The 11978-nt window shown below is 46.2% G+C and carries 11 protein-coding genes; 1 reads left to right on the forward strand and 10 read right to left on the reverse strand.

Going from position 1 to position 11978, the window contains the following annotated elements; genetic code table 11:
• Positions 1-7: 7 nt before the first annotated feature.
• The 10 genes from hprK to ACQCV8_RS01770 all read right to left on the reverse strand — a co-directional run bounded on the left by hprK (position 8) and on the right by ACQCV8_RS01770 (position 10656).
• Positions 8-934, reverse strand: a complete 927-nt coding sequence (gene hprK / locus ACQCV8_RS01725; protein ID WP_426843348.1) for an HPr(Ser) kinase/phosphatase — start codon at positions 932-934, stop codon at positions 8-10.
• 252 nt (positions 935-1186) lie between these two features.
• Entirely contained in the window at positions 1187-2050 is an 864-nt protein-coding gene (locus ACQCV8_RS01730) for a metallophosphoesterase (protein ID WP_426842811.1), read from the reverse strand.
• Between the two features lie 99 nt (positions 2051-2149).
• Positions 2150-2515 carry a phage holin family protein gene (locus ACQCV8_RS01735; RefSeq protein ID WP_426842812.1) on the reverse strand — a complete coding sequence of 122 codons (366 nt, stop codon included), beginning with the start codon at positions 2513-2515 and terminating at the stop codon, positions 2150-2152.
• Positions 2508-2705 carry a PspC domain-containing protein gene (locus tag ACQCV8_RS01740; RefSeq protein ID WP_426842813.1) on the reverse strand — a complete coding sequence of 66 codons (198 nt, stop codon included), beginning with the start codon at positions 2703-2705 and terminating at the stop codon, positions 2508-2510. The genes ACQCV8_RS01735 and ACQCV8_RS01740 overlap by 8 nt, the downstream gene beginning before the upstream one ends.
• Before the next feature lie 7 nt (positions 2706-2712).
• Positions 2713-3834 carry a DUF4097 family beta strand repeat-containing protein gene (locus ACQCV8_RS01745; RefSeq protein ID WP_426842814.1) on the reverse strand — a complete coding sequence of 374 codons (1122 nt, stop codon included), beginning with the start codon at positions 3832-3834 and terminating at the stop codon, positions 2713-2715.
• Between the two features lie 63 nt (positions 3835-3897).
• Positions 3898-4215: a hypothetical protein gene (locus ACQCV8_RS01750; RefSeq protein ID WP_426842815.1), complete on the reverse strand. Its 318-nt coding sequence runs from the start codon at positions 4213-4215 to the stop codon at positions 3898-3900.
• Between the two features lie 158 nt (positions 4216-4373).
• Positions 4374-7241 (reverse strand): excinuclease ABC subunit UvrA, encoded by a 2868-nt coding sequence (gene uvrA, locus ACQCV8_RS01755; protein ID WP_426842816.1) that lies wholly within the window; start codon positions 7239-7241, stop codon positions 4374-4376.
• 7 nt (positions 7242-7248) lie between these two features.
• Positions 7249-9228: an excinuclease ABC subunit UvrB gene (gene uvrB / locus ACQCV8_RS01760; RefSeq protein ID WP_426842817.1), complete on the reverse strand. Its 1980-nt coding sequence runs from the start codon at positions 9226-9228 to the stop codon at positions 7249-7251.
• A 457-nt stretch (positions 9229-9685) separates the two neighbouring features.
• Complete coding sequence (locus ACQCV8_RS01765) at positions 9686-9922, reverse strand: CsbA family protein (RefSeq protein WP_426842818.1); 237 nt, start codon at positions 9920-9922, stop codon at positions 9686-9688.
• A 77-nt stretch (positions 9923-9999) separates the two neighbouring features.
• A complete protein-coding gene (locus ACQCV8_RS01770; protein ID WP_426842819.1) occupies positions 10000-10656 on the reverse strand; it encodes a haloacid dehalogenase type II in 657 nt (218 codons plus the stop codon).
• Between the two features lie 135 nt (positions 10657-10791).
• Between ACQCV8_RS01770 and ACQCV8_RS01775 the strand changes: the two genes are divergently transcribed.
• Positions 10792-11886 carry an NADH:flavin oxidoreductase gene (locus ACQCV8_RS01775; RefSeq protein ID WP_426842820.1) on the forward strand — a complete coding sequence of 365 codons (1095 nt, stop codon included), beginning with the start codon at positions 10792-10794 and terminating at the stop codon, positions 11884-11886.
• Positions 11887-11978 lie beyond the last annotated feature (92 nt).

Consider the following 11978-nt stretch of genomic DNA (forward strand, 5'->3'; position numbering starts at 1 on the left):
CTGATTCTTATCGTTCGCCTTCTTCAATTACATCGGCAAGCTTTGTCGTGAATTGCTCTGCTGCATTGTGTCCCATTCGTTTCAATCGGAAGTTCATGGCAGCCACTTCAATAATAACAGCTAAGTTTCGTCCCGGCCGAACCGGTACCGTCAGCTTTTGAATGTTTGTATCAATGATTTTCATCGTTTCTTCCTCTAGACCAAGGCGGTCATATTGCTTTTTCGGATCCCACGTTTCAAGATCGATGACAAGCGTAATCCGCTTATTGGTGCGAACCGCTCCGGCACCGAATAATGTCATGACGTCGATAATACCCAGACCGCGGATTTCAAGCAGATGTTCAATTAACTCGGGTGCATTTCCGATCAGCGTATTCTGATCCTCCTGCCTGATTTCCACACAGTCATCGGCTACGAGACGATGTCCCCGTTTAACCAGCTCAAGGGCTGTCTCACTTTTCCCCACTCCGCTTTTTCCAATAATCAGCACGCCTACTCCGTAAATATCAACGAGCACACCATGAACGGCGGTCGTAGGAGCAAGCTTGCTTTCAAGAAAATTCGTTAAATGACTGGAAAGGCGGGTTGTTTTCATTGAGGACCGTAAAACGGGAACTCCGCTTTTTTCTGAAGCCTCCATGAGTTCCTCCGGGATTTCCAGCTCCCTTGAAACAATGATAGCCGGTGTAATAGAGGTGCATAACGCATTCATCCGCTCTTCTTTTTCGTGCCGCTGCAGCTTCTCAAAAAAAGAGAGCTCTGTTTTTCCCAGAATTTGGACGCGGTCCTTTGGATAATAGGCAAAATAGCCTGCAATCTCAAGACCTGGCCTTGACAAGTCACTCGTCGTAATCGGCCGGTTAATGCCTTCCTCACCGCTCACCAATTCCATAGTGAATTTCTCCATTAAATCTTTCGTTCGTACTTTAGGCATCATGAGCCCTCCTTTTGCCAAACCACCATATGTAAAATCTTCTTCCATTTTAGCACTTTTATTACGGACCACATAGCTTTTCAGAATATTAAATCCCTCCAGATAGAATCGGGCTCACAAGGGGTTAAGTTCATAAAGCCTAATGGGACATTCGGCAGTTGGAAACGCTTCTCAGCTTCCCAGGTCTTAATGCAAGGGCAGGTACGATGGACCTGGTCCGGAGGAAACCAAAAAACCTCCTGAAAAGGAGGTTTATTCGTACTTCAGCTCAAATGGCTTTCCCCGTTCTTTATTTAAATAAGGAGAGTAGGTTCTGACCCGGATTCCTGAGGGATTCCATGTGAATATTTTCAAATAGCCGCCTCCGCCTTTAGAAAAGCTTTGATAGTTGGAGAGCATCTGAAACACTATTCTCCCGCTTTGAGGAATGTCCATTTTCATAGCGGTCCCATAATAATGCCCGCTCAGCACGAGCTTTACATTTTTGTTTGGAACGACGACGTGTCTATATATTTTTTCCCCATTCCGGCTGCGTGTTCCCTTAAAGGTCAGGTAATCATGAAACGCCAGAACGGCCTCCTTGTCTTTATGATGCTTTAAAACCCGATTCATCCATTTGAGCTCTCCCTTTCCTGCTTTGCACCATCCCATATATATAAAGACTTTTCCACCGGCCGTGTCATAGTGGCCGCAGTTATCAAGAAAAGAGCCTTTGTAATAAGGCTTAGATTTAAAGCGATGAGCGCCGAAAAATTGATAATAAGGCTGATGGGAACCATTTTCAATAAAGTCGTGGTTTCCTGGTAAAACGCCGTATGAAAAACCATGAGTCTCCAGCTTCTGAAAAGCACGGTCGGTTCTTTCCCACTGGCTGAACTGATCCGGGTTATGAACGAGATCACCGGTATGGACTAAATAGGAGAGCCGCTCTGTTCTTCGGCGGTTGACCAGCCAATTCATTTGGCTCGTTAAAATTTCCGGATAGCTTTTCGCGTAATACTGGGTATCCGACATCCATACAAAGGAGAAGGAATCTTCGTCTGCATGCCCTTTAAACGGCAGGGCGGTTAAGAAAAAAACGACCAGCACAATGAGAAGAATGCGAATGTATTTCATTTCATCACCTGATCGTTATTATTCCCACATTTTTGTGAATTTACAGGTGGAAAAATGAAGGAGTCAGGATAAGAAAAAGACCAGCGTTTGCACGCTGGTCTACTTTTCTTTCCTCATTGGCTCAATGACACCCTTCTGCACCACAAGATGCAGGAGTGAAATGACAATCGATGCCAAAATGGCGGTTCCGAATCCGTCAATATTAAAGGCATCTCCCATGAGCCCCTGCGTAATCATCAGGGTAATGGCATTAATAACAAACAGGAAAAGCCCGAATGTCAAAACCGTTACCGGCAAGGTCAGGATGACCAGGAAGGGTTTGATTAAAAAATTGATAATTGACAGCACCAGGCTTGCTCCAACGGCAGCCCAGATGCTGGCGATATAAAAATTGTCTTTAAAAATCAGCGCACACACCATTAAAATAACGGCGTTAATGAGAACGCTGATGATCCACCTACCCATTAGATTCGTTTCCTTCTTTATTTAATAAAAGAACGAGTACGAAGTAAGCAATGATTAATGGAGCTCCTCCCGTCGGAAATAGGGCGATGATAAAGATGACACGCAGCAAATCCGCATTCCATCCGAATCTCTGCGCAATGCCGCCCAGTACTCCAGCAAGTTTTTTGTTCGTCCGTGATTTTGTCAGCATCTTGATTTCACCTCTCAATATGTTTTAATACAACAGAGCCGGTTTTCGAATCAGCAAATACAGAAAGATCTCCAGCAGCATGTTCATTGGACCGGAATTTCAGCTCTTTGGCGATGGTTTCATGTTTTTCTCCGGTAATCTCAAGCGAATCCAAATAGCAATGCAGAGAGCCGAGATTGGTTTTCAATTGCCCTGCGGATTTGATGGCTTGAGGGATTGATATTTCAACGCTGCCTGTTGCTGCGCTGCAATGAATGGTTTTGCATTCCGGATCGGACACCTGAAGCTGAATCCTTCCGTTAAAGCTTTGCAGGTCCAGCTTGCGCCCCGCTCCGCTTACATCGATCATTCCATGGATGGTCTCTGCCTCGACGGTTTGAAATTCATGCTGTGCCAGTTTAATCTGACCGTTTGCTGTTTCCAGCTCTGCTTTTTCACCAGTGAGTGAGGTTAAGGAAATCACTCCATTGGCGGTTTTAGCTTTAAAATCCTTCACTGTTAGCTGTTCCCCTCTTATCGGGCCGTTAAACAGCTTAACTTTTGCCGATTCATATACCTTTGCAGGCAGGAAAATCACCACATTTGCCTTCATGGCTTTTTTATCGCACTGAACCCTTAATTTGCTTCCTTCCAGGTCGCAGTAGAAATTTTTCAGGAATGCCTCCTTTGCCTGATCCGCATCCTCAATCTGATAAACTTTCGCCTCGCATTCAATTCTTACCTCATCCTCATGCCACGGCTTGAATGTGACGTTGCCATTTACAATTTGAACATCCCATTCCATAAGGCCTTTCCCGCTGTACTGAAATATGTGGCTGACATCAAAAGCAGGACCAATTGCCAAATCCAAATCGAGCTCTTTCACTTTTTTCACTGCAAAGTCAACCCAGCCCATGAGTTTGGATGCGGTTTTGCTGCCGGACCCAAACCCCTCCTGATTCTCTGCAGAACCTGATGTCTGTCCTTCTTTTTCATCCTTCTTCAACAGGATGGACGGTGAAAAGGAAGCCCATTTCTTTTCATGGCTCTCTTTTTCATGATCCAATTTTTCAATAAGGGCAAGAGCCTCCTCTACTGTCAGCTTCCCTTCCTCAACGAGCCTAAGAATTCTTCTGCGTTCTTCCTGCACAGTTATTCCTCCTTCAATTGGCACTCTTATTAACCCTATTCGGCAAAATGAAAATCAATCCCTTTATACGGTCTTTAAAATCTTGATTCCTTTCACAATGTTCCAAACAAATACAATAAGGTTCACAATCAGGACGACCGGAAAACCGGATAAAAATACAATCCCAACAAGCTGATCCTGCTCGGCAAAAGCGGCGCCAAAGAAAATTAGAATGTAAGCAGCTACTGTTACAGCGGGGATCACATGTGAGAAAAACGACTTTTTCGCATGTGCTTTTGACTCCGGATGATCTACGGCAAAATAAACAATCAGCGGAAATAAGAATGGGGCAAACAGCACACTGAAATAACATAGGGACGATAAGACTTTATTTGTTTTCATTACGGTTCAGCTCCTTTAATAAGTAGTACGGAATACTGCTTCAGTAGGTTTCGTTTTTAAGGGGGTGCGTCAGCCTGGTCAACCAGCAATGGGCTTGCCAGCCGCACAGGCACACGGCATTAGAAAAAGACCAGCCCCATTAAAAGGGCTGATCTCCTTTATTTCGCTACCGCTTCTTTAACCAGGTTATTCATGCGTTCCCGTTCACGTTCAATGATCGGTTTCAAATAACGGCCGGTATAGGAAGCTTTTTCCTCCATTATTTGTTCAGGGGTTCCTGCAGCGATAATTTGTCCGCCGCCATTTCCTCCTTCAGGTCCCAGATCCACAAGATAGTCGGCGGCTTTGATCACGTCAAGATTGTGCTCGATAACGAGAACCGTATCACCGTTTTCTACAAGCCGCTGGAGGACTTTCAGGAGTCTTGCAATGTCATCGACGTGAAGACCGGTAGTCGGCTCATCAAGAATATACAAGGAGCGGCCGGTCGATCTGCGATGCAGCTCCGAAGCCAGCTTAACCCGCTGCGCCTCTCCTCCGGACAGTGTGGTAGCCGGCTGGCCAAGCGTGATGTAGCCTAATCCTACATCAAATATGGTCTGGAGCTTACGATGAATCTTCGGGATGTTCTCGAAAAATTCCAGAGCATCTTCTACCGTCATTTCGAGAATGTCTGAGATGTTTTTCCCTTTATACTTTACTTCAAGCGTTTCCCGGTTGTAGCGTTTTCCGTGGCACACTTCGCATGGCACATAGACATCGGGAAGAAAATGCATCTCAATTTTGATAATTCCGTCCCCGCGGCATGCCTCGCAGCGGCCGCCTTTAACGTTGAAGCTGAATCGTCCTTTTTTGTACCCTCTCACCTTTGCTTCATTGGTTGAAGCAAATACATCGCGGATATCATCAAAAACGCCCGTATAGGTTGCCGGGTTGGAACGGGGTGTACGCCCGATTGGAGATTGGTCGATATCAATAACCTTATCCAGATAATCGATCCCCAGTATTTCCTTATGCTCGCCGGGCTTTGTTTTCGCTTTGTGAAGTCTTTGTGCGAGCGACTTATGAAGTATTTCGTTTACAAGGGTGCTTTTTCCTGACCCGGAAACACCCGTTACCGAGATAAAAGTCCCCAGCGGGAACTTAACGTTCACATTCTTCAGGTTGTTCTCATTTGCTCCCTTGACCTCAATATAGCGGCCGTCCGGCTTTCTTCTTTCCTGAGGGAGCGGTATGAACTTTTTACCTGACAGATACATTCCGGTTAAAGAATTTTTATCCTTCATTACCTGCTTCGGGGTGCCTGCAGAAATAACATTCCCACCATGGACTCCTGCACCCGGTCCTATATCAATTAAATAATCTGCTGCGAGCATCGTGTCTTCATCATGCTCGACAACAATCAGCGTATTTCCGATATCTCTCATGTTTTGCAGTGTTTCAATCAGGCGGTCATTGTCACGCTGATGAAGTCCGATTGATGGCTCATCCAGAATATAGAGAACTCCGGTCAGCTTTGAACCAATCTGGGTGGCAAGCCGGATCCGCTGGGCTTCACCCCCGGATAAAGAACCGGCAGACCGGTTAAGCGTCAGATAATCAAGTCCGACGTTTACAAGGAACCCGAGCCGTTCCCTGATCTCTCGTAAAATCAGGTTCGCAATCTTCAATTCTTTTTCTGTCAGATCGAGACTTCCAAAAAAATCGTATGCATCCTGCACAGAAAGTGTGGTGGATTCGCCTACATGGCGTCCGTTAATTTTCACAGCCAGCGTTTCTTTTTTCAGGCGGTATCCTTTACATGCGGGACAAGGCTGCTGGGCCATATATTTTTCCATTTGTTCACGGATATAGTCAGAGCTTGTCTCCCGGTACCGGCGTTCGATATTTTTCATAACGCCTTCGAATTTTATATAGTTTTCCCTTACCTGTCCAAAATCATTCTCATAGCGGAAGTATACTTCTTCCTTCCCGCTCCCGTGAAGAATTTTGTCGAGCTGATGCTTCGGCATGTCTTTGACCGGAACATCCATATCAATTCCGAAATGGCTGCACACTGCTTCGAGAAGCTTCGGGTAGTACTGTGAGCTGGTCGGTTCCCACGGTGCGATCGCATTTTGGTTAAGGGTTAAATGATCATTTGGAATCACGAGATCGTAATCGACCTCAAGCTTAGACCCAAGGCCGTCACAGGAAGGGCAGGCGCCGAACGGGCTGTTAAATGAAAACATTCTCGGTTCAAGCTCGCCGATTGAAAATCCGCAATAGGGGCAGGCATGATGCTCACTGAAAAGCAGCTCCTCTTCCCCAATCACGTCGATCATGACCTTTCCCTCTCCTAAGGCGAGGGCCGCTTCAAGAGAATCGCTCAGCCTTGCTTCAATTCCCTCTTTTAACACAATCCGGTCGATCACGACTTCAATCGAGTGCTTTTTATTTTTCTCAAGGGAAATCTCCTCAGAGAGCTCCTGCATCTCGCCATTGACCCGGACCCTCACATAGCCCTGCTTTTTTATGTCCTCAAGCGTTTTGGCATGTGTGCCTTTTCTTCCTGAAACAATTGGAGCGAGAACCTGCAGCTTTGTCCGCTCCGGGAGCTCCGTGATCCTGTCCACCATCTGCTGAATCGTCTGGGAAGTAATTTCAATGCCGTGATTCGGGCAGACCGGGCGGCCGACACGGGCATACAGCAGTCTCAGGTAGTCATAGATCTCTGTAACGGTTCCAACGGTGGATCTCGGGTTGCGGCTCGTGGTTTTCTGATCAATGGAAATAGCAGGAGATAACCCGTCGATGGAATCTACATCCGGTTTATCCATTTGCCCGAGGAACTGTCTTGCATAGGCAGAGAGCGATTCAACATACCGTCTCTGTCCTTCCGCATAAATCGTGTCAAATGCAAGGGAAGACTTGCCTGACCCCGAGAGGCCTGTCAAAACGACAAGCTGGTTTCTCGGAATGGAAACATCTATGTTTTTCAGATTATGGGCCCTGGCTCCCTTTACAACAATCTCTTCACTGGCCATACATTTGTCATCCTTCCGCTTTCAGCTCTATTAGCAAGTCACGAAGCTCGGCAGCCCGTTCGAAATCGAGGCCTTTCGCTGCTTCCTTCATTTCCTTTTCCATTTGGGCAATTACTTTTTCGCGCTCTTTCTTAGTGAGCTTCGCTATTTTCGGTGCTGCCTGATCGGTATCTTCCTCCACCGCTTCCATTGTGGCTCGGATTACATCGCGAATTTCCTTCTGGATTGTCTTTGGTTCAATTCCATGCCTGCTGTTATATTCCTCTTGCGTTTCACGGCGTCGCTGTGTTTCTTTAATGGCAATATCCATTGAATTGGTGACTTTATCGGCATACATAATGACGTGGCCGTTTGAGTTCCTCGCTGCCCGGCCTGTAATCTGAATGAGAGACCGTTCTGAGCGGAGGAAGCCTTCTTTATCGGCATCAAGAATTGCCACCAGCGATACTTCCGGTATATCAAGTCCTTCTCTTAAAAGGTTAATGCCGACAAGAACATCGTGCTTGCCGAGTCTCAGATCCCGGATAATTTCGATCCGCTCAAGCGTTTTGATTTCAGAATGGAGATACGTGACCTTAATGCCGATCTCCCTCAGATAATTCGTCAGATCCTCTGACATTTTTTTCGTCAGGGTCGTGACTAGAACCCGTTCATTTTGTTCCACTCTTGCATTGATTTCTCCGATTAAATCATCAATCTGCCCCTGGATCGGCCGCACTTCAATGTTCGGGTCCAGCAATCCGGTCGGGCGGATGATCTGTTCGATCATTTCATCTGTATGTTCGATTTCATAAGGACCTGGAGTGGCTGAAACATAGATCATATTCGTCATGTGCTCCTCGAACTCATCGAAACGGAGCGGTCTGTTGTCCTTAGCCGAGGGCAGGCGGAAGCCATGGTCCACTAAAACCTGCTTTCTTGCCTGGTCCCCGTTGAACATGCCGCGCACCTGCGGAAGAGTTACGTGGGACTCATCCACTACGATCATGAAGTCATCGGGAAAGTAGTCAATCAGGGTATAAGGGGTTGAGCCTGGAGGCCTCAATGTAAGATGACGGGAGTAATTTTCAATGCCTGAACAGAATCCCATTTCTCTCATCATCTCAAGATCATAGCGTGTCCGCTGTTCAAGTCTCTGGGACTCAAGCAGTTTACCGGCCTCGCGCATTTTGGCTAATTCTTCATCCAGCTCTTTTTCTATGTTTTCAATGGCTACGCGCATTTTTTCTTCTCTTGTGACGAAGTGGGATGCAGGGAAGACAGCGACATGCTCGCGCTCGCCCAATATCTCGCCCGTCAATGCATCCACCTCGCGGATCCGGTCAATTTCATCTCCGAAAAATTCAATCCGGATGCAGTGCTCATCTCTTGAAGCCGGAAAAATTTCCACTACATCTCCCCGCACTCTGAACGTTCCGCGCTTAAAGTCGATGTCATTCCGTTCATACTGGATGTCTACAAGGCGTCTTAAAAGCTGGTTGCGCTCAAGCTCCATGCCGGTCCGCAGGGAAACGACGAGTTCTTTATATTCCTCCGGTGAACCGAGGCCGTAGATGCAGGATACACTGGCAATGATGATGACGTCTCTGCGCTCAAATAATGAAGTCGTGGCCGAATGGCGCAGCTTATCAATTTCATCATTGATGCTTGCATCCTTTTCAATGAAGGTATCCGTCTGCGGAACATAGGCTTCCGGCTGGTAGTAATCATAATAGCTCACAAAATACTCTACAGCGTTGTTCGGGAAAAACTCTTTGAACTCGCTGTAGAGCTGGCCGGCCAGCGTCTTATTGTGGGCAATGACAAGCGTTGGCTTGTTTACTTCCTTAATGACGTTTGAAACAGTAAAGGTTTTCCCCGTTCCTGTTGCACCAAGAAGCGTCTGATGCTTCTTGCCCTCATTAATTCCTTCAACCAGTTTTTTAATAGCCGCAGGCTGATCCCCTTCCGGCTGATATTTCGAAACTAATTCAAAGCGCTGTTCCACAAAAAGGCCTCCAATTCACGCAATATCGTAATCATATTTTACCATAGTCCGTGGAAGTTTTTCCAAACATACGAACTGACGTTTGCGGTATTTTTTCATTCTGTCTTACAGGTTTCCCGCTTTTAGTGTTCTGCAATCTTTTTAATCAGAAATTCCGGCACATAAGAGGGTGCCCGCTTCGGCTTTTTCGTTTCAGAGGGAAAGTTAATCAAGCCATAAGGCAGCTGCTTTGCTTTTTGGTTCGGTAATTGGGGGTATTTTCTCTATTTGCAATGGCGGAGATTACTCAATGCAATAATGCAAAGGAGACTGCTGCGCGTTATCGGTTTCAGGGACGGGTTTGAAAAGGGGAACGAACCTTTGGGAATAGACATAATCAAATTAAAATACCCGGGAATGCTCAATCAGCTTTCCCGGGCTTTCTTCTCTTTGAAAGGTTTTTAGACAGCGCCTGTGTCTATTTATTCAAATGGTTTGGCTTTCGCGTCATTTTCCTCGCATACATGGCTCCGGCTACAAGGGATACAGCATCCAGCCCCACGATGTAATCAAACTGGGTGTAGCCCTTAAGGTAGGATGCAATAATTAATGCCGCAGTCAGCAACGTTCCGACAATATAACTGTATGTGACTCTCGTAAAGAGCACAACGAGAACAAATGGAAAAATCAATGCCAAGATCGCCTTCGTCAGCATTGGGTAACTCCCTCTTCCCTGTATAGTAATAGATTTATTCTATCACGGAAAAAAAAGTTTTGCATGCAGGCCTCTCATCATTGAACAGCTTCAAGGCCTTTCAGGTCCCTGAAAATATATTCTGGATGATAGCCGAGGCTTGAGACGGGTTCGTTTTTCCGGTTGATCCAGGCTGTTCTGAATCCGAAGCTTGCGGCACCTGCAATGTCCCATTGATTGGATGAAACAAATAAAATGTTTTTTTTATTCAGCCCGAGCTTTTCCATCGCGTAGCTGTAGGCGGCCGGTGAGGGTTTATACTGCCGGATTTCATCTGCACTTAAAGCTCCGATCCAGTCTGTTAAGCCGTTATGTTCAATCAAAGGATCAAGCATTTTCTTCGTACCATTCGAGTAAATGTACGTTTGTCTGCCTTTAAGACTTTTTAAGACCTCTTCTGTTTCTTCAAATGGAGTGAGCTGTTCATATGCTTTCATAAGCTCGCTCATTGTATTCCGGTCTGCTTCTTCTCCATGAAGGTCCAGTGCTGCTCTTAATGCTTTTTCTGTGAGTTCGTTAAATGGTTCGTATTTTTGAAGAATTTGGCTAAGAAAAAAATACTCCATCTGCTTTTCCCGCCAGGTTTTGCTTAATTCCTCTCCTTTACCTTCGAAAAATTGTCCGCATTTTTCTTTTACTGAAAACACATCAAACAATGTTCCGTATGCATCAAATAAAATGGCCTTGATTGTCATTGAGTAAGCCTCCTTTTTGTCTATTTCTTTTATTTCACAATCTGCATGTACGCAAACACCCCAAGGTGCCAGGATGTGATTTTTTTCGGAAAAAGGGTATGTGTGATTCTAGACGCAAAATTAGGAGGAATGACGATGTCTACCTATTCTGAGCTGTTTTCAAGCCAGCTTCTAGGGCCTTATAAGTTAAAGAACCGGCTGCTTGTTTCCCCTATGACGAGAATAAGTGCTGATGAGGACGGGATGGCCAATTCCCGTATGGAGCGGTATTATAAGCGGTACGCCAAAGGGGGCTTTGCCGCTGTCATATCAGAAGGAATTTATACGGACGACCTTTACAGCCAGGGATATGAAAATCAGCCGGGTCTTGTGTCGGCAGGACATATTGCTTCCTGGAGGCCCATTACGGAAACGGTCCAGAAACATGGGGCTTTAATGATTGCCCAGCTTATGCATGCCGGGGGGCAATCACAGGGAAACCGCTATACAAATGAAACGGCAGCTCCATCCGCCATCCCGCCGCGTGGAGAGCAGCTCGAATTTTACGGGGGCAAAGGCCCTTATCCGACGCCTAGGGAAATGAGCGATCATGACATCACAAATGTGAAGAGAGGATTTGCAGCAGCTGCAATGAATGCCCGTCAGGCTGGCTTTAACGGAGTTGAAATCCATGGAGCCAACGGCTATTTATTGGATCAGTTTTTAACCCCCGAATTAAATGCGAGAGAAGACTCATACGGGGAGTCCTTGCAAAACCGCTTGCGATTCCTGCTTGAAATCATCTATGACGTTCAGCAGGCAGCAGGCAACGATATGATCATCGGCATTCGGATTTCACAGGCAAAGGTCTCGGATCCCCGCTACAAATGGAAGAACGGTGAAGAAGATGCGGAAGCCATTTTTTCAACTCTCGGAAAAGCACCGCTGGACTATATTCATGTAACGGATGCAGACGGAACCGCCTCATCCTTCGGTGATGGAACAAAATCACTCGCCGCGGCTGCTAAAGCATTCAGCGGATTGCCTGTGATCGCAAATGGACAGCTTCAGGATCCGAGGAAGGCTTCTTCCTTACTTTGTTCGGGGGATGCTGATTTTGTAAGCCTCGGCACTGGTGCATTGGCCAATCCGGATGCTCCCAGGAAGATAGAAAAAGGGAAAGAGCTTGCTCCGTTTCACCCAGAAGAAATCCTGATGCCGCTTGCACATATTAAAGATTCAGAGCTTTAAGCGAAGCAGAACCGCCATCCTTTGATGGCGGTTTCGTATGTCCGCGCCAGATAAATGATATAATATAAGTATTACATAAGAAGGAGGTGAAT

This window comes from Metabacillus sp. 84 (genome assembly GCF_050107715.1).
In the GTDB taxonomy this organism is placed as follows: Bacteria; Bacillota; Bacilli; order Bacillales; family Bacillaceae; genus Metabacillus_B.